The organism is Hymenobacter metallicola, assembly GCF_004745645.1.
GTDB lineage: Bacteria > Bacteroidota > Bacteroidia > Cytophagales > Hymenobacteraceae > Hymenobacter > Hymenobacter metallicola.
Genome location: NZ_SRMB01000002.1, coordinates 101,279 through 119,638, shown reverse-complemented (window position 1 = coordinate 119,638; position 18,360 = coordinate 101,279). Strand labels below are relative to the sequence as shown.

The following is an 18,360-nucleotide window of genomic DNA, read 5'->3' as shown; positions in this document are numbered from 1 at the left end:
CCTAATAATACCCTATGAAAAGTACCCTGGTTCGGCAGGATTCAGACAGATTGGCAGACGTAGTCGTACGCGGCATGCAGGAGAAAAAAGCGGCCGATATCGTGGTGCTCAATCTGAAGGACCTTAAAAACGCAGTAGCGGATTATTTCATCATTTGCTCTGCTTCCTCCGATACCCAACTGGACGCCATTGCGCGTTCCGTGGAAGAAGAAGTTGAAAAGCTTACCGGCCAGAACCCCTGGCAAACCGAAGGCCGCATGAACCGTGAGTGGGTACTGCTCGACTATGTCGATGTAGTGGTACACATCTTCCTGCGCGACCGTCGGCAGTTCTACGCACTGGAAGAGTTGTGGGGCGACGCCGAAATAAAATATATCACCGAAGAAGCCGAGGCCGTTTAAAGTAAAACCGGCTCTGGTGCGTCTTAACAATTAGCGCGGGCGGCGGTTCCGCCTTTGTTCTTCGTTTAGAATTCCTTTTCATGCCAGATACAACCCCTAAGAAGAAAAAACCAATGCTACCCTCGCCGGCTCCCCGGCCGAGTATGCAAATGTGGGTGCTGGCTGGGCTGGTGGTGTTCATCTTCGGGATGCTCTTCATCAACCGCAGCAGTTCCACCATTGAAATTAACCAGCAGAAGTTTAAACAAATGCTGCTGGCCGGTGACGTGCGCGACGTAACCCTGGTGAATGACCGGGTGGTAGAAGTAGCCCTGAAGCCGGAGGCAGCTCGTAATGCCAAATACACCCAGGAGCTACGTCAGCGTGGTCCGCTTTCGACTGAATCCGGTCCACAGTTCAGCTTCCGCGTAGTCGACGGCAAGACGTTCAAGGAAGACTTGGATAAGATGCAGGCTGCGCTGCCCGATACGCAACAGGTAGGGCTTAATATTGATACCCGCCAAGGCTACGGCGACTTGCTCACCAGCTGGGGCTTTATCCTGATTTTGTTTGTCGGCTTCTGGTTCCTGATGCGCCGCATGAGTGGCGCCGGCGGGCCGGGTGGTCAGATATTCAATATCGGCAAAAGCCGCGCTGCCCTTTTTGAAGGCGGCGACAAAGTGAAGGTGACTTTCAAGGACGTAGCCGGCCTGGAAGAAGCCAAGGAAGAGGTAGAAGAAATTGTGGAGTTCCTGAAGAACCCCTCGAAATTCACCGTTCTGGGTGGTAAGATTCCTAAAGGCGCCTTGCTCGTTGGGCCTCCCGGTACGGGTAAGACCTTGATGGCTAAGGCTGTGGCGGGTGAAGCCGATGTGCCGTTCTTCTCCCTGTCGGGCTCTGACTTCGTGGAAATGTTTGTCGGGGTAGGCGCGGCCCGGGTACGGGACTTGTTTAAGCAAGCCAAAGCCAAGGCCCCCTGCATCATCTTCATCGACGAAATTGACGCCATTGGTCGTAGCCGCAGCCGGGGCAACGTGCCCGGTGGCAACGATGAGCGCGAAAACACCCTGAACTCCCTGCTGGTAGAAATGGACGGTTTCGGTACCGATTCCGGGGTTATTATCCTGGCGGCTACCAACCGCCCCGATACGCTGGACTCGGCCCTGCTGCGTCCCGGCCGCTTCGACCGGCAGATCAGCATCGACAAGCCCGACATCAACGGCCGCACCCAGATTTTCGACGTGCACCTCAAGCCCCTTACCTTGGGCCCTGATGTGGATGCCCGCAAGCTGGCTGCCCAAACTCCGGGTTTTGCCGGTGCTGAAATTGCCAACGTCTGCAACGAAGCCGCCCTGATTGCGGCCCGTCGCGACAAGAAGATGGTAACCATGCAGGACTTCACCGATGCCGTCGACCGGGTGATTGGTGGTCTGGAGAAGAAGAATAAAATTATTTCGCCTAATGAAAAGCGGATTGTTGCTTACCACGAAGCGGGCCACGCTATTGCCGGCTGGTTCCTAGAGCACGCCGACCCACTGGTGAAAGTAAGCATTGTGCCTCGTGGGGTAGCAGCCTTGGGTTATGCTCAGTACCTGCCCCGGGAACAGTTCCTGTACAACACCGAGCAACTGACCGACGAAATGTGCATGGCCCTGGGTGGTCGCGCTGCCGAAGAGTTGGTATTCGGTAAAATCTCGACCGGTGCGTTGTCCGACCTGGAGCGGATCACGAAAATGGCCTACAGCATCGTGACCATGTACGGCATGAACGCCAAGCTGGGCAACATCTCGTACTACGACTCCAAAGGCCAGAACGAATACGGTTTTTCGAAGCCCTATTCCGAGTCGACTTCCCAGCTGATTGACGAGGAAGTACGCACGATCATTGATAATGCCTACACCCGCACCAAAGAGCTGCTGACCGAACGCCGCCACGAGTTGGAGGTGATTGCCAAGGAGCTGTTGGAAAAAGAAGTGCTGCTACAGGAAGATTTGGAGCGACTAGTGGGCAAGCGCCCCTACGACAATCAGACTTCGTATCAGGCGCACATGGCCGGCACCGACCGTAGCGAAACCCTGAGCGAGCGGAAGCAGGAGCACCCCGTGCCCCTGAGCAATGACCTGCCGGAAAACGACCTGCCGGGCCTTGACAGCCGCCCCCGCGATACTGGTTCGAGCACGGATGTACCAAGCGGCAGTACGGTGTCGTTTGATGTTTAAAAGTTATTAATGCCTTGAAAAAAGCCAGCCTGTCTCAGGCTGGCTTTTTTTCTGTTACCCTCTCGCTCAGCTAAGCGGGCTGTTGCCTCTCGGTCCGTCTTTCTATCTTTGATAACCTCTTCACCTCTTCCAGCCGGTGCTTTCTATGTCTGAAACCTCCCGCGACATCATCCTGCGCCGTATTCGGGAATCGTTGCAGCAGCCTGCTCCCCAGCCGGCCGCTCCCGATTTTACCATGCCCTTGCACCCGGTGCCCCACGACGATTTGGCCGTCCTATTCGCCGAAAGTTTTGTGCGGGCCGGAGGACTGTTCTACTACTGCGTGTCCGAAGATCATTTCTACGACCAGCTCTTCACGTATAAAAAGGACAAGGCCCTCGATAACTTGTACGTATGGGAGCCCGAGTTGAAAAAGCTGCTGCACACCGGCGGAATCGGGTTTATCGGTGATGAGTCGGACTGGCTACAGAAGGCAGATGCTGGGCTGACCACTTGTGAAGCCTTGGTAGCTCGAACCGGGAGTGTGCTAGTGAGCGGCGCCAGTGCCAGCGGCCGCCGCCTGAGTATCTACCCCGATCAGCACCTGGTACTGGCCCGCACTTCCCAGATAGTACCCGATATCGGCGACGCCTTAAAGCGGGTACAGGAAGAGTATGGGAGTAAATTACCCTCGATGATTTCGCTCACGACGGGCCCCAGCCGCACGGCTGATATTGAAAAGACGCTGGTGCTCGGAGCCCATGGCCCGCGCAGCATCGTGTTGTTTTTACTGGATGACGCGCCCGAAGCAACTACCTGATTTGGCCCTGCCGCCCGGCCGCAACGTATATTTTGCCTCCGATTTTCATCTGGGAGCCCCCGATGCCGCCCGCTCCGCCGAACGGGAACGAAAGATTGTGCGCTGGCTCGACCAGATTGCCGCGGATGCCGCAGCCATCTACTTGGTTGGGGATATTTTCGACTTTTGGTTTGAGTATCGCCACGCCATTCCTCGCGGCTTTGTGCGGCTGCAAGGGAAGCTGGCCGAGCTGACGGACGCCGGTATCCCGGTGACCTTTTTCACCGGCAACCACGATATGTGGATGTTCGACTACTTCACCCAGGAACTCAACATTCCGATTTTGCGCCACCCCGTTAGCCAACGCATCGGTACTCAGGAATTCCATATCGGGCACGGCGACGGGCTCGGACCGAAGGATTATACTTATAAGGTGCTGAAGCGCATTTTTGCCAGCCCAGTTGCCCAGTGGTTGTTTGCCCGCCTGCACCCCAACTTTGGGATTGGTCTGGCCAATAAGTGGAGCCAGCACAGCCGCATTCAAAACGGAGCGGCCGATGAGAAGTATTTCGGCGACGACGAATGGCTAATGGTGTATTGTCGGGAGCTGGAGCAGCAGTACCACCACGACTACTACGTGTTTGGTCACCGCCATTTACCGCTCGACGTGCCCGTAACACCCCAGAGTCGCTACGTGAACCTGGGCGAATGGGTCAATTATTGCACCTACGCCGTATACGATGGGCATGAATTGGCACTGCGACACTTTGAGCAATAGGGCAGGGCACTGGGCCAAGCGCTGGGTGGCCACCGTCGTTGTGGCTATGCAGTGCGTGGTTTCGGGCTGGGCGCAAACGACGGTGCCTTCTGCCGCCTCGGTGGCCCCGGCGGCCAAGCCGCTCCCGGCTGCCGCAACACCGGCCGTTAATGCCGCGGCTCAGCCGACCGCAGTAGTTGATGGCAATGGCTGGACGCTGGTGCACACCATAGCGTTGCCCAAGCCCGGCCCGGCGTCCTTGGACCGGCGCGGCAACCTGTACGTGGCCGACAACCAGGATAATATTCATCAGTACGGGCCCGATGGACAGGCGCTGAATACATATTCGCCGCCCCAGCCGGGGCATACCGCTCAGCTTGAAGCCTGGAATACGACCAAGGTGCTCCTATTCTATGACGACCGGCAGGAAATTGTGGTGCTCGACCGATTTATGGCGCCCCTGACCCAAGTACGGCTTACCGATCTGCTTGACGGCATGGTGCGCACGGCCACGCTGGCCCCCGACGACCGGCTTTGGCTGCTGGATGAAAGTGACCTGGCCCTGCGACAGTACGACCCCTCCGGCCAGCGCATGGCGCTTTCCACCCCGCTGGATATTCTCATTGGTCGTTCCCGGCCCGACTTCCGCTTTCTGCGCCAGTACCAGAACAACCTCTACCTGGTGGACCGCACCAGCGGCATCTTCGTGTTCGACAACCTGGGCAACTACCGCAAGAAGCTGCCTTTTACCGGGCTTACCACTCTGGGTTTCCGGGGCGACGAACTGTATTACCTGGCGGACAAGACGGTGCGGTTTTTTCAGCTCTACACGATGGCCGAGCGTAGCTTGCCGCTGCCCGTCACGGCCAGCCCGGCCCAGCAAGTACTGCTGGGGGAACAATATGCTTACGTTATAACAGCAGCCGGCGTGGCCGTGTATCGGCTCTAAACAGAGCTGACTTATGCTGCCTCGCACTGGTAGGACCTTTCTGGAGTTTCTCCGGAAGGGTTTTTTTATGCCTTCCCCGCAGCTGGCAGTAGAAGTAGCGCTTACAAGAGTCGTAAGCAACGGAGCTTAAGCTCAGCGGTAGAACCCCTAAGCCCACTAGAGGTAACCCGACTGTAAAGCTGCGCGTTAGCGTAAGTCAGGGTGCTTGCCACTCTACGCCGTGCCTCATTTTCCCAACCAAACCCTATCACTATGAAAGCCTTAGTATATCATGGCATGAAGGATGTCCGCGTCGATACAGTGGATGATCCGGAAATTCAGGAATCCCGCGACGCTATTATTCGCGTCACCAGCACCGCCATTTGCGGCTCCGACCTGCATATCTACAACGGCAGTATCCCGCAGCCCCGGCCCATGGTGCTGGGGCACGAGTTTATGGGCATTGTCGAAGAAGTGGGCAAGGGCGTAACTAACCTCAAACGTGGCGACCGGGTAGTGGTGCCGTTTCCCATTGCCTGCGGTACGTGCTACTTCTGCAACCACGAGCTGCCCGGCCACTGCGAAAACTCCAACCCCGACCATTACGGCCCCGAAGGCGGGCTGCTGAGCGAGAAAGGCGGGGCCCTGTTTGGGTATACCGACATCTATGGGGGCTACAACGGCGGACAGGCCGAATTTGTGCGGGTTCCCTACGCCGACTTTGGCCCCCGCGTGATTCCCGACAGCCTCACCGACGAGCAGGCCTTGTTCCTGACCGACATCTTTCCTACCGGTTACTCTGGCATCGACTGGGGTGAAGTGAAGGGAGGAGAAACGGTAGCCATCTTCGGCGCCGGCCCGGTCGGTATTATGGCGGCTAAGTCGGCTTGGCTGCGCGGAGCGGCCCGGGTCGTTGTTGTTGATACGCTGCCTTACCGCCTCGATAAAGCCAAAGCCTCGGCCAACGTGGAAACCATCCTCTGGGAAGATGCCAAGTCGACGATAGAACAAATCAGGGCTCTGAGTGGCGGCCGGGGCGCCGATGTCTGCGTGGAGTGCGTGGGCTTCGAGCCCGACCGGGATTTGCTGGACCGGGCCAAGGCCGTTATCAACCTCGAAAAAGGCTCCGACAAGGTATTGCTGGCGTGTATGAGCGCCGTACGCCGTGGCGGTATCGTTTCGGTGCTCGGCGTGTATAGCTCCCCCTTCGACAACTTCCCCATCCATCAGTTTTTCGACAAGGGTATTACCCTGCGTGGCGGCCAAGCTCCGGCCCAGAAGCACATCGACAAGCTGCTGCAATACGTGGTGGAAGGCAAAGTCGTCCTCGACGACATCATCACCCACCGCCTGCCCTTGGCCGAGGCCGCTCACGGCTACGATATTTTCCGCAATAAGAAGGATAACTGCGTGAAGGTTGTGCTCAAGCCCTAGCCTGAACCGCTGCGTTGCAGAACGCAAAAGAGCCTGCCTGGTGCAGGCTCTTTTTTGTCCTGCTCCGCCCAGGCTTTGAAATGTTTTTAAAATAGCAGCGCCAATATTGCGAAGTATCCCGCTGCCGTCGGAATGCTGCCGCTGATTTTTCTATCTTTATCAGGACCACCTGCGTAAGGCCGGGCATTTCTTTTCGATTCCTTTAGCTTGCTTGATGCGCCACCCTGCTGAGTTGTTTTCCCGCTTATTCATTTCTCCCATAGTCATTACTGCTGCTGCTCTACTAGGTTCCTCGTTGGGAGCAGTAGCCCAGCAAGACCGGCCAGCGCCGCAAAAAATAGCCCCACTGGTGCGCCGGGCGGCTCCCGGACGTGTCCAAACTGTGCGGGTAAGCGTCCGGCAAAAAGAGGCTTTTTTAGCCTGGGCCCGGCAGACAATGCCAGCCAACATTATTAAGACGGTGCCAACGGCCGATGGGGCGGTGCTGCAGGTAGAAAACCTGACGGAGGCCCAATTACAGCAGCTTAGCGCTTCGCCCTACGTCAACTTTGTCGATGCCCCCAACCGCCGGGCCTACGAGGAGCGGCAACTCAACCAATCCGACTTGTCGGTCAACCGGATTACTACTGTCCATAGCCGGTTTCCTCAGTTGGCCGGCCAAGGACTGACACTTTCCATCAAAGAAGACTCCTTCGACCCAACCGATATTGACTTTAAGGGACGAGTAATACCCAGCAACCTGTTTAAAGAAGCAGCTTCGCCCCATGCCACGGCCATTGCCACCTTGGCCGGAGGAGCGGGCAACTCGGCCCCCTCCGGCAAAGGAGTCGCCTGGCAGGTGCGGCTCGCTACTGCCAGCTACGACAACCTACTGCCCGACAACGGGGCCATGCTGACCCAAACCGGCGTTTCGGTGCAGAACCATTCGTATGGCGTAGCCGCTATTGAAAATTACTACGGGCTGGAATCCCAGGCTTACGACCAGCAGTGCCAGCAATTCCCAAGCTTGTTGCATGTGTTTTCGTCGGGCAACGTCGGCACCCAAACCGATACGCAAGGCCGCTACGCCGGTATTCCCAACGTGGCCAACCTGACCGGACAGTTCAAGACCTCCAAAAATACGCTGAGCGTAGGCGCCACCGACTTGCTGGGCCAGGTTGCCCCGCTCAGTTCCCGCGGCCCGGCGTATGATGGTCGGATAAAGCCCGAGCTGGTAGCTTTCGGAGCGGGCGGTACCTCCGAATCGGCGGCTCTGGTATCGGGAAGCAGCGTGCTGGTGCAGCAGGCGTATCAGCTTCAGAACAACGGAGCCTTGCCGCCGTCGGCGCTGGTTAAGGCGGTGCTGCTCAACAGTGCCGATGACACCGGCCGCCCCGGTATCGACTTTGAAACCGGATTTGGGCAAGTAGATGCCGCTGGAGCCGTACAAACCGTGCGCGACCAGCATTTCTTCCAGGGCTCGGCCGCAGCAAACACGCTGCGGTCCTTTTCGCTCACGGTGCCGGCCGGGCAGCAGGAGTTGAAAGTAACCCTCGCCTGGACCGACATTGAAGCTTCGCCCACGGCGGCCCAGGCTCTGGTCAATGATTTGGACCTGGAGCTGGTGCATCTGGCTTCTGGCCGCAGCTGGAAGCCCTGGGTGCTGAGCGCCTACCCGCACGCCGACTCGCTGGAGCAGCTGCCCAAGCGCCGCGCCGACCGTCTCAACAACGTAGAGCAAGTTAGCCTAGCAGCCCCCGATGCCGGCGAATATGCGGTACGGGTACGGGGTGCGGCCGTAACCGGTAGCCAATCGTTTAGCCTAGCCTATGAATATAGTGGGGGCTTTGAATGGGTGCGCCCCGGCGCAGCCACCAACCTCCGGCCGGGGGCTACCAATCTTCTTCGCTGGCAATGGTCGGGGCCCGCTGTTACGGGCCAGTTGGAGTATCAGCCACTGGGCTCTACCAAGTGGCGCCTGCTTCAGGCTAATGTACCGCTGAAACAAGCCGCCTACGCCTGGGCCCTGCCTGATACGACTACTCTGGCCCGGGTGCGGATGCTAACCGGAAACGGTACGTTTCTCTCCGATACCTTCTCTATCAGCCAGCCGCAAATGCTGACCGTAGGCTACGCCTGCGAGGAAGAAGCGCTGCTTTTGTGGCGACGAGTGCCTGGCGCCACGCAGTACCAGGTGTACCAACTCGCTCAGGATTATCTGGAGCCTTACCTCGTAACCACCGATACGGCCTTGGTGCTCAGCAAAGCGCAAATGCCGATTCACTACTACGCCGTAGCGCCCGTGTTTGGCAAGATACTGGGCGAACGGGGCAATACGATTGAGTTTACGGAACAAGGCACGGCCTGCTACGTCAAGAGTTTTCTGCCGCGTACCGTCGTAACCGATACGGTTCTTCTTGATCTGGAAATCGGTACTACCTACGGGGTGAAAGCCATTACCCTGGAAAGACTCTCAACTCAAGGGCCCCAGGAAATCCAGACGATTTCGCCGGTACCCGACAGGCAAGTAGTCTTTGTGGATGATACTCCTGAACCAGGGCGCAATGAATACCGGGTGCGGCTTGACTTAGCCAACGGCCAGGTTGTATACAGTCAGGTCGAAGCCGTCCAGTTTACGCGCTCTGGGGAAGTACAAGCGTATCCCAACCCAATTGTGGCCGGCAACCTGCTTCAAGTACTAGTAACCGAGAGCGGTCCGGCACGGGTACAGCTCTATGATATGACGGGCCGCATCGTTCGTGAAACTACCGATGAAGGCACCGTGCGCACGTTATCGACGAATGGGTTGGCAAAGGGAATGTATCTGTTACGCGTGCAAACAGCAAGCAACGCTGCCTTAACAACCCGGGTAGTAGTACTCTAACAGGCGCCGGCCCCGGCGGAGAACAGCCACTGCTACTGTCGTGTTTGGCCGGGGTCGGTGCCTGTTCAGGGTATTGTCTGATTGATTAGTACAGACTTGGCGCTGTGTTGGGCCCCTGCTGCCTGTTCAGCAAAGTGCTGCCTACCCCCAAGTCCACAAGTAGAAGGCGAGATACCAGCCGGGCAGAGGTGGGATGCATGGGTATCAAATACCAAAAGAAAAGGCCTGGCTCCTCACGGAACCAGGCCTTTTAAGCTAGGTACTCGACCTACTAATATACGTAGCGCAGAGCCGTTACGTCGTTCGTGTTGAACGGACGGTTGCCGCCCGAGCCAATGCAAGCCAGCATCCACGAGCTTGGATCAGCCGTGGTAGGCGTGCCGGGGATGTGTACGGCGCCAACCGTGCTGGCACCTTCGTTGGTGTAAGCACCACCGCAGCTGTAAGCGCGGTTCATGTAGTCGGTGTGACGGAAGCCGATGCAGTGACCAACTTCGTGCGCCAGGATAGTGGCAATGTACGTGCTGGCGTTAGCCGTGCCGATAGCGCCTACGTTTACCAGTACTTGGCCGTAAGGATTGCCGCCCGAGGGGAAGCCAGCAGAAGCCAGGTAGCCCGAGCCCGATGGAGCAGGGTTAAAGACGATGTTGCCACCCGAGGTTACGCGGCTGAAGCGGATCAGCAGACCTTGGGCATTGTAACGACGGATCAGCTCGTCGGTAGCTGTTACATAAGCAGATGGCAGCGAGGTCGATACGCGGATGGTTACGGTACGGCCCGAGCCTACGCTCACCAAGTTGTTGGTGCGGTACTGCTCACCCTCGGCTACGCGCATCAGCTTGTAGTCAGGCTTGCTGTTCAGAGCTTCCTCAGTCAGCAGGATGTCACCTTCCACGAGGTAGCCATCTTCAACTTTTTGGGCATCCTTGGTAGTGAAGCCCAGCTGCTGAATCTTGCTCAGAGCATCTGCCGAAATTTCGTTTTTGGCAGTGACCTGCTCCGACTCTTTCGAGCATGACGACAGGGCGGCTACCGAGCAAGCGCAAATGGCTACTGCGGAAAGTACTTTGTTGATTTTCATAAAAGGTTTGGTTTGGTAGGGTTGGTGATGGAAGGATGAATTGTGGGCTTAAATAGGGGATAAAAATTATTAATGTCAACAGTATTTTAATGAAACTTTAAAATAATTGCAAAGTATGCGGGTGCGCATGGGTGTGATTCGTAATATAGAACAAGGTGTGTTTATAGCATATTAGCAATACTATGTAGGAATCAGTGGTGGTTGATGCCTACTTTCGGCAGCATGGTGCAGAGGTATTCTGGCCCGGTCTGATCGTGCGTATTTTGCGGCCATGCTTACTTCTACCCATCAATGCCTAGAGCACTTAAGCGTCAGCCGCCCCTTAAAGCATGGGGCAATACGTGGCACTAGGGGCTAGTCGGAGGTCGTCGACGTGGTCTGCGTTGCGAAAGCAAACCTTTCGGCAATAGATTGTTGTTAGGCAATCTGGCCCTAGAAAAGGCCATAAATGGGCAGAATCGGCCGTTTTTGCCTAACTCTGGGCATGGGGCCGAAATGCTTATCTTTGTTCAAAACCGATTCCGTGTGAACCCTGAGTTCACCTCACGATATAACCTTCCAAGCCGTGGCTTGCACTTCTTGTTCCTCCGGGGGCTGCTCTACCTCTGCCAAGGGCTGCGGCTCCAAAGGCAGCTGTAGCTCTGGCGGCTGCACGCGTCTGAACGTATTCGACTGGTTGCAGGACGTCGACCTGCCCGTTGATTTCAAAGAGTTTGATATAGTTGAAATCCGCTTTAAAGGCGGACGAAAAGAATTTTTCCGCAACACCAACCGGTTGCCGCTGGTAACAGGTGATGCCGTCGTGATTGAAGCCGGCGGCAATGGCTGGCACCTGGGCCACGTTTCCTTGAAAGGGGAGCTCGTGCGCCTGCAGATGCGCAAAAAGAAAGTCCCCACCGACTCCAGGGAAATCAAGAATATCCTGCGCGTGGCCACGGAGCAGGATGTGGAACGCTGGAATGCCGTGCGTGACCTTGAAACCGGCACGATGTTCCGGGCCCGCTCGGTAGTGGAGGAGCTGCGGCTGAAAATGAAGCTTTCCGACGTAGAATACCAGGCCGACCGAACCCGCGCGACTTTCTTTTACTCCGCCGACGACCGGGTCGACTTCCGGGACCTGATTAAGCGCCTAGCCGATGAGTTTCGGGTGCGCGTAGAAATGCGGCAGATTTCCCTGCGCCACGAAGCCGGCCGCCTCGGTGGCATTGGCTCCTGCGGCCGGGAGCTGTGCTGCTCCACCTGGCTCACCGATTTTAAGAGCGTGAGCACAACAGCGGCCCGCTACCAAAACCTGAGTTTGAACCCGGCCAAGCTCTCGGGCCAATGCGGCCGCCTGAAATGCTGCCTCAACTATGAGCTCGATACGTATCTGGATGCCTTAAAAGACATTCCGCAGGTATCGCGGCCTTTGCAGACGGAAAAAGGCGACGCCTTCCTGCAAAAGACCGACATCTTCAAGCGGCGCATGTGGTTTGCTTTCCGCGGTGATAACAACTGGGTGATGCTGGCCACGGATCGGGTGCGCGAGATTCAGGATATGAATAAGCGCGGCGAAAAGCCCGAGAATCTGCTAGCTCCGGTGCTGGAAGCCGAACGTGAGCCAGAAGTGTCGACCCACGTAGAAGGCAACCTCGACCGACTCGACGATAAAATTAAGGGCAGCAAGCGCTCCAAGCGGAAAAAGAAAAAGGACGGAGCCAGCAATAGCAATCAGCCGGCTACTTCGTCGCCGCCTTCCGCACCGCGTGCGGGCGTGCGCACCGATGGCGCCGCTAAGGCTCCGGCGCCCATGCCTGCTGACAGCACCACTGCCAGCGAAGCTCCGGGTAGTGAAGCGCGGCGCCCGCGCGGCGCGGCGGCGCGGCCACTAAATCGGCGTAACAACCGGGGGCGGGGCGAAGGCAGCCGAAGTGCAGACGGTGCGAAGCCGGAAGTGCGTGAAGGTCGCCGCCCCGAGGCTTCACGTCCGGAAGGAGAGGCCCGCCCGCCCCGCGGAGAAGGCCGCCCGCCCCGCCCCAATGCTGGTACGCCCGCCCCAGAGGGCGCCGCAGGCCGCCCACCCCGCGACGAGAATTCGGAGCGTGGTAGCCGGGGCGGCCGGTCGTCGCGCCGGGGCTCGCGCCCACCCCGCCAGAGTGGGAGCGAAGGAGGTAACGCCGGTTCAGCACCAGCAAATTCCTAAGCTATGCGGAAGAGCGTACAGTTGCTGGTAGCACTAGCCCTGCTTTTTATCCTGCCCGCTTGCGATGCAAACCAGGTGTATGAGAAAAACCTGGACCTCGACAAAGCTGTCTGGACAGTGCAGGAAAAGCCTACTTTCGAGTTCGAGGTGCTGGATACCACTCAGCGCTACGACATTTACTTTAATATCCGCAATGCTTCCCTGTATGGGTACTATAACCTCTACGTGAAGCATACCCTGCTCGACCCAAGCGGGAAGCGCGTCTCGCAGTTGCTACACCAGATGCTACTCATGGATCCGCAGACCGGCGAGCCACGCGGGCAGGGCTCCGGCGACATCTTTGACCACCAGTTTTTGGCCTTACCTCAACAGCAATTTCACCAAACGGGTACCTATAAGGTGGTTTTGGAACAGTACATGCGCCAAGACCAGCTGCCGGGTATTATGGCCGTTGGGGTACGAGTAGCCAAAACCGCAAAATAAGCGCTAATGCCACCATAAAAAAGACCTTCCCTGCCGTAGCAGGGAAGGTCTTTTTTATGGCTCAAGCCGGGGGCTGTAGCCAGGATACTTTAGCCAACCAAACGCACGCTAACGGCGTTCAGGCCTTTTTTACCCTGCTGTACTTCGAATTCTACGCGGTCAGCATCACGCACAGGCTGCTTCAAGCCCGTAGCATGTACGAAGATGTCCTCACCACCGCCGTCCGGCGTGATGAAGCCAAAGCCCTTGGCTTCATTGAAAAATTTGATGGTACCGGTACTCATGTTGGAAAGTGGTGAGATGAAAGAATGTGGTAAATGTAAGAGGATTTTCTGCTAATCAAAGGAAGCGCGGCAGTGAATGAATAACGGCCTGTGCCACCAACGGCGCCCAATGGCTGCTAATATCAGAAATATCAACCAAAAAAGCTGCCGCCCCATCTGATCTACAATGCAGAGGTGGCGGCAGCTTTTTAGTCCGGCAAAAAGCAGGGGGGCAACGTATTAAATACGCTCGACTTTAACGGCGTTCAATCCTTTCTTGCCTTCGATTACATCGAAAGTAACCCGGTCATTTTCACGAATTTCATGAATCAGACCGGTCTGGTGGACAAAAATATCCTGGTTGGTGTCATCCTGTACGATGAAGCCAAAGCCTTTGGACTCGTTAAAAAATTTCACTTTGCCAGTTTTCATAACTAGGGCCTGGTTGTGTGGGGAAAAGGTTGATTGTTAAAGAATGCAGTAAAACTAAGGGGATTTTTTAATCTACCGCAAGCTGTAATAAGAATATCGGGGCAGAAAATAATACGAGTTAAAAGACCTTTGCACCGGCTCAGCGCAGCTGCTTGTGCAAGCTATGCAAACCGGCCACAGCGCTACAGGGCCCGGTTTGTGGCCTTACAGTTACGTGCAAAAGGGTAGCGTTCTGTTATTTACTAGCAGGCCTTTCTGCTTTTCTGTCGTAGCATGACTCAGGCAGATAAACCCTCTACGATAGACTCGCCGCTTGCCCATCCGAGTTCATGAGGGTCACTCAAAATTTAATATTGAACACAGTTGCTGCCTCCCAGTTCGAGTTGGAAATGCCGGCCCAACACAGCGGGGCAGCCGTATTTGTGGGAAACCAGCGGTTTGCTAAAAAGGGCCCCCACCACACGGTGAAGGCCCTTTTGGGAGTTGAACTTTTGCGGAGCAACCCCTTAATTCGCTTTGAAATGCTGGCAATAGTCGTGAGCAAACTGCTCAATGGTGCGTGGGGGGCAGCCCGTAATGGCCTCTACGGCGGTGGTGATACCAGCGGCGTAGCCCGCTTTCGAAATGCCGTACAACTCCATCATTGCGTCGCGCATCCAGGCCGGCGACTGGCTCATGGCTTGCCGAGCCGCTTCTTCGGATACGTCTACGTAAGCAATCGGCCGTCCAGTGGCCTGACTCAGGGCGGTGGCTACCTCTGTCAGGCTTACTGCCTGTGGGCCCGTTAGCTCATAAGCCTTGCCGTGGTGCTCGGAACTATCGGTGGCTAATAGCTGGGCCGCCGTAGCAGCAATGTCGCGCACGTCGATATAGCTGACTTTCGCCTCTCCCAAGGGCATATACAATTTCCCTTCGCGGCAAATAGAGTCTGCATTGTAATTGACAAAGTTCTGCATAAAGCTACCCGGTCGCAGAATGCTGTAGGCCAGGCCGCTTTGCTCCAGATATCGTTCTACTTCCCGGTGCCAGCGGCCCAGCTGAATGCCAGGTTCAGCGTCGGCTCCGGCGGCCGACAGCCGCACAATGTAGTTTACGCCCACGTGCTTGGCTGCATCAAGCAGGCGTTTCCCCACCGCTACCTGATCTTCCGAAAAAGGAGTAATCATCAGCACCCGGTCGACGCCGGTAAGGGCCACGTGCAGGGTTTCGGGCTTGCTGTAGTCCATCTCAACAAGTTGAATATCGGGGTAGAGCTGCTTGAGCCGGTCGCCCTTGATGACGGAGTGCACCCCGGCCCGCACCGTCAGGCCGCGGTTGGTAAGGGCTTTTATTACTTCGGTGCCCACGTTGCCAGTGGCGCCCGTAATCAGAATGGTGTGTGGCATGATAAGAACAGTTAAGGGGAGAATAGGCTAGGCCCCGATCAACAAACGGGCTTACTGGCGGAAGGTGGCCCGGTAAATCTTGCCTTTCTCGTTGCTGAACACAAAGTCGTGGTCGTTGACGAAGACCAGGGCCTCGGCTTGCCCGCTCGCGGAAATCGGTAGGCAACTTTTGGCCCCATCGAACAATTTCCGTCCGGAAGCTACTTCGATCAGATATACGTGGCCGTAGCCCAGCAAGGCCACTGTGCGGCCGTCGGGGCTGATGTCGGCGCTGGTTATCCAGGTGTTGATCCGCACGCTGTCGACGAGGCGGGCCGTATGATTTCCGGGCCGGGCCGGTAGCACGTACTGCTTCACCCAGTCGCCTTCCCCACGGTTCTTGGTAAACAGATACAGGCTGTCTTGGTGGTAGAAGAAGGCTTCGCAGTCGAAGTTGCGGCGGGGTTTCTTCGGCGGGAACTGGTGCTGGTCGGGGTAGCGAAACCGGATGGTATCTACATCCTGCAGGTTGGGGCCCGCCAAGCGGTAGATGGCCAAGTTGCGGCGCTTGTTCTGATTGTTGCCAAAATCCCCGATGTACACGTGGTTTTGGTCGTCGCGGGTCAGGTCTTCCCAGTCAATATTGGTCAGAGGATCCAAATCCAGGGTCTGGAGCAGGTCACCCTGGGGGGTTACTTTGTAGAGCTTGGCCGTATTACCCCCGTCGCCGTGGGTCCACAGGTCGCCGGCGGAGTTGGCTAGTTCCAGGCCGGAGCTTTCCACAACCTCGTTTTTGTTCAGCCGCCCTATCTGTTTTACCTCGTAGGCCTGGCTTACTTTGTCAAAGTTACCGCGCGCCTCATCCTTGGCGCAGCCGCAGAGTACAGACTGGAGAAATACCAAAACCGGAAACAGCTTGTCGCGCAGTAGAAACAACATTACAGAAGAAAATTAGCGGGAAAACAAGCCCAGTTAAGCACAACAGGGAGTATCGTCCATACGCAGGCGGGCTTGGGAAAGGCCAGCTGCCCAGAAAAAAATATTCCTCTAGTACAAGTCTGTGTTTTTTTAAGCGTCAGATTAGCAGTATATTGCTACGATATACGCACCTCATTTCTGCTTTCTTAATGGGTTTTCGCTTCGTTTTGCTGCTGGTTGGCAGCCTGCTCAGCCTGCCAGCTGCAGCACAAACTCCAACGGCTCCTATTACGCCCGATTCCACGGTTGCAACGGCTCCTGCTCCCGCACCCCTGCAACTGCTGTATCCGGCGCGCCAACGCCCCCAACGCCTCTGGACCCAGCCAGCTACCTTGCGCGTCGCGGTGCCGCTCACCCTTGTTGGCGTAGCTTGGCTTAGCAGCCAGGACAATGCGCTGCGCCGGATGAAGCTGGAAATTCAGGAAGAAACCCAGGAGGCTTTTCCCGCTTTCAATACCCACGGGGCCGACGACTATACCCGCCATGTGCCCGTGGTGGCGGCTTATGCGTTGCAGGTAGCCGGCGTAAAAGGGGAGCGGGGCATTGTGCCGTTTTCCTTGATTTATTTGCTGGCGCACCACTTAAATATGGGCGTTACGAGCAACTTGAAGCGGCTGTGTCAGGAGCAGCGGCCCGACAACCCCACGGATTTCAGTTCTTTTCCTTCCTCTCATACCAGTGAGGCGTTTATGACGGCGACGCTCCTGCACGAGCAGTACGGCAAGGTGAGTCCCTGGATTAGCGTGGGCGGCTACGCCGTGGCTACGGCCACGGGCACCATGCGCGTACTGCGCAACCGTCATTGGGTAACGGATGTGGTAGCCGGGGCCGGTATCGGGTTCTTATCGGCCGAGGCGGTATGGCGCCTTTATCCGGCCATGACGCGGCTGTTACCTTCCAAGTTGGCCCACAAGCTGCTGCTCGTGCCCACGTATGCGCCTGGTGGTGGCCTGGGCGTATCCATGGCCATTCGGCACTAGGCAGCCGGTTTTCCTACTTCAGAATCGGAGGTAGGGCCGGAGCTTATCCAGGGTTTCCGCGTCCAGAATGCGGATTTGGCGCAGGTCGTCGGGCTGGCGAAAAGGCGGGTGCTGCTGCCGGAAAGCTACCACCACGCGTGCCAGCCGTTTGCCCAGGTACGGATGCGCCTGCAACTCTTCAAACGAGGCCGTATTGATATTAAGTAGCGCCGGGCCAAAGCCGGGAGCAACAAACGAGTACTTGCGCAGGCTGTCGACTAGGTCGGGGGCGTCGCGCAGGCTGTAGATTTCGGTGAGCTGCTCTTCCCGCAAAAAGCCGCCCAACCGCGCCCGGTATTCAATGACACGCTTCGACAAGCCGCGCCCGATGCCCCGAATCTGCATGAGCTGAGTGGTGTCGGCCGTATTCAAATCGAACGGAGCTAGGTGGGTAGGCTTGCGCGGGTATTTACTCGTTGGGCGAGCTTCACCGCCCGTATTTGCGGTGGCGTAAGCCGGGAAAGTTCGTTTCTCCCGGGGCGGCAGTTGGTCGGGCAGCTGGATATAGGGCGCCAAGCGGGCATACACGGAATCGGGCAGGCCGTAGGTCCGACGAATTTGCTCCTTGGCTTTGAACCCACCAATAACGTCACGAAAGTGCACGACGCGCTGCGCAAGGTAGTGCGAAAGCCCGCGCGCTTCCCAGTCGGGGGCCGACAGCGCGTTGGGGTCGAAAGGGGCAAGGGGTACCTGGGCCACGGCGGGGCGCCGGGGGTAGGCGCGTTTGGTAAAGCGCGGAGCATAGGTCCGGGGCTGGCGCTGGGCAGCCAGTTGCGCCGCCAAAGCATTAAGACGCTGCTGGTCGGGGGCCGGATCATAGGTGGGCAGCGCCGGGCGCAGCAGGGCTGGGCCGACGAGCAGCACGAGCAAAAGCAGCAGCAGCACCACGAAGCCAGACGTTTCCCGGCGCGAAAAGCCGAACTTGCGACGTATCCACCGCTGCCAGCCCGGACCGGCGGGTGTTTTCTTACTCTTATGTTTCACGTAGGATAGGATAATTAGCGCCGCAGTATAGATATTTTGCCGCAGAGCGCCCAGGCTTCATAGCCGTAAATTTGGGGGCGGCGACAGTTGGTACGACAAAAAAGGAAGTGCTAACCTGAACCGTAACCCCAGGGCAGAGTATACCCCTACGGCCGCGCAAATTCAGTATCTAAAGCCGCGGCAGCGCGTAATTATCAATAAACCGGCGCCAGCAC

Annotated in this window: 16 protein-coding genes; 10 read left to right on the top strand and 6 right to left on the bottom strand. The window is 57.1% G+C overall.

Features of this window, described 5'->3' with window-relative positions:
* Positions 1 to 14 precede the first annotated feature (14 nt).
* The 7 genes from rsfS (at position 15) to E5K02_RS11235 (ending at position 9,359) form a co-directional block, all read left to right on the top strand.
* A complete protein-coding gene (rsfS, locus tag E5K02_RS11265) occupies positions 15 to 401 on the top strand; it encodes a ribosome silencing factor (RefSeq protein ID WP_100337452.1) in 387 nt (128 codons plus the stop codon).
* 80 nt (positions 402 to 481) lie between these two features.
* Positions 482 to 2,599: an ATP-dependent zinc metalloprotease FtsH gene (gene ftsH / locus E5K02_RS11260; protein WP_135394912.1), complete on the top strand. Its 2,118-nt coding sequence runs from the start codon at positions 482 to 484 to the stop codon at positions 2,597 to 2,599.
* 145 nt (positions 2,600 to 2,744) lie between these two features.
* The gene (locus tag E5K02_RS11255) at positions 2,745 to 3,398 is read left to right on the top strand and encodes a LutC/YkgG family protein (RefSeq protein ID WP_135394911.1); all 654 of its coding nucleotides are present in this window, start codon (positions 2,745 to 2,747) and stop codon (positions 3,396 to 3,398) included.
* Entirely contained in the window at positions 3,373 to 4,155 is a 783-nt protein-coding gene (locus tag E5K02_RS11250; RefSeq protein ID WP_135394910.1) for a UDP-2,3-diacylglucosamine diphosphatase, read from the top strand. The genes E5K02_RS11255 and E5K02_RS11250 overlap by 26 nt, the downstream gene beginning before the upstream one ends.
* A complete protein-coding gene (locus E5K02_RS11245; RefSeq protein ID WP_135394909.1) occupies positions 4,145 to 5,083 on the top strand; it encodes an NHL repeat-containing protein in 939 nt (312 codons plus the stop codon). The genes E5K02_RS11250 and E5K02_RS11245 overlap by 11 nt, the downstream gene beginning before the upstream one ends.
* A gap of 252 nt (positions 5,084 to 5,335) precedes the next feature.
* Positions 5,336 to 6,496, top strand: a complete 1,161-nt coding sequence (locus tag E5K02_RS11240) for a zinc-dependent alcohol dehydrogenase (protein WP_135394908.1) — start codon at positions 5,336 to 5,338, stop codon at positions 6,494 to 6,496.
* 436 nt (positions 6,497 to 6,932) lie between these two features.
* A complete protein-coding gene (locus E5K02_RS11235) occupies positions 6,933 to 9,359 on the top strand; it encodes a S8 family serine peptidase (protein ID WP_167856370.1) in 2,427 nt (808 codons plus the stop codon).
* A 271-nt stretch (positions 9,360 to 9,630) separates the two neighbouring features.
* Here the strand turns inward: E5K02_RS11235 and E5K02_RS11230 are convergent, their stop codons facing one another.
* Positions 9,631 to 10,440 (bottom strand): M57 family metalloprotease, encoded by an 810-nt coding sequence (locus E5K02_RS11230; RefSeq protein WP_135394906.1) that lies wholly within the window; start codon positions 10,438 to 10,440, stop codon positions 9,631 to 9,633.
* Positions 10,441 to 11,005: 565 nt separating this feature from the next.
* Here E5K02_RS11230 and ricT point away from each other — a divergent pair.
* Positions 11,006 to 12,622, top strand: coding sequence for a regulatory iron-sulfur-containing complex subunit RicT (gene ricT, locus E5K02_RS11225; RefSeq protein ID WP_167856369.1), 1,617 nt, complete (start codon positions 11,006 to 11,008; stop codon positions 12,620 to 12,622).
* A 3-nt stretch (positions 12,623 to 12,625) separates the two neighbouring features.
* A complete protein-coding gene (locus tag E5K02_RS11220) occupies positions 12,626 to 13,105 on the top strand; it encodes a gliding motility lipoprotein GldH (RefSeq protein ID WP_135394905.1) in 480 nt (159 codons plus the stop codon).
* An 89-nt stretch (positions 13,106 to 13,194) separates the two neighbouring features.
* Here E5K02_RS11220 and E5K02_RS11215 read toward each other — a convergent pair whose 3' ends face one another.
* The 4 genes from E5K02_RS11215 to E5K02_RS11200 all read right to left on the bottom strand — a co-directional run bounded on the left by E5K02_RS11215 (position 13,195) and on the right by E5K02_RS11200 (position 16,103).
* The gene (locus E5K02_RS11215) at positions 13,195 to 13,389 is read right to left on the bottom strand and encodes a cold-shock protein (protein WP_135394904.1); all 195 of its coding nucleotides are present in this window, start codon (positions 13,387 to 13,389) and stop codon (positions 13,195 to 13,197) included.
* A 219-nt stretch (positions 13,390 to 13,608) separates the two neighbouring features.
* On the bottom strand, positions 13,609 to 13,800 hold the full coding sequence (locus tag E5K02_RS11210; RefSeq protein ID WP_100337463.1) for a cold-shock protein: 192 nt from the start codon (positions 13,798 to 13,800) through the stop codon (positions 13,609 to 13,611).
* A 506-nt stretch (positions 13,801 to 14,306) separates the two neighbouring features.
* Entirely contained in the window at positions 14,307 to 15,185 is an 879-nt protein-coding gene (locus tag E5K02_RS11205) for an SDR family oxidoreductase (protein ID WP_135394903.1), read from the bottom strand.
* A gap of 51 nt (positions 15,186 to 15,236) precedes the next feature.
* The gene (locus E5K02_RS11200) at positions 15,237 to 16,103 is read right to left on the bottom strand and encodes a hypothetical protein (RefSeq protein ID WP_135394902.1); all 867 of its coding nucleotides are present in this window, start codon (positions 16,101 to 16,103) and stop codon (positions 15,237 to 15,239) included.
* Between the two features lie 188 nt (positions 16,104 to 16,291).
* Here E5K02_RS11200 and E5K02_RS11195 point away from each other — a divergent pair, with 188 nt between their 5' ends.
* Positions 16,292 to 17,122: a phosphatase PAP2 family protein gene (locus tag E5K02_RS11195; protein ID WP_135394901.1), complete on the top strand. Its 831-nt coding sequence runs from the start codon at positions 16,292 to 16,294 to the stop codon at positions 17,120 to 17,122.
* An 18-nt stretch (positions 17,123 to 17,140) separates the two neighbouring features.
* Here the strand turns inward: E5K02_RS11195 and E5K02_RS11190 are convergent, their stop codons facing one another.
* Positions 17,141 to 18,145, bottom strand: coding sequence for a ComEA family DNA-binding protein (locus E5K02_RS11190; RefSeq protein WP_135394900.1), 1,005 nt, complete (start codon positions 18,143 to 18,145; stop codon positions 17,141 to 17,143).
* Positions 18,146 to 18,360: the final 215 nt, after the last annotated feature.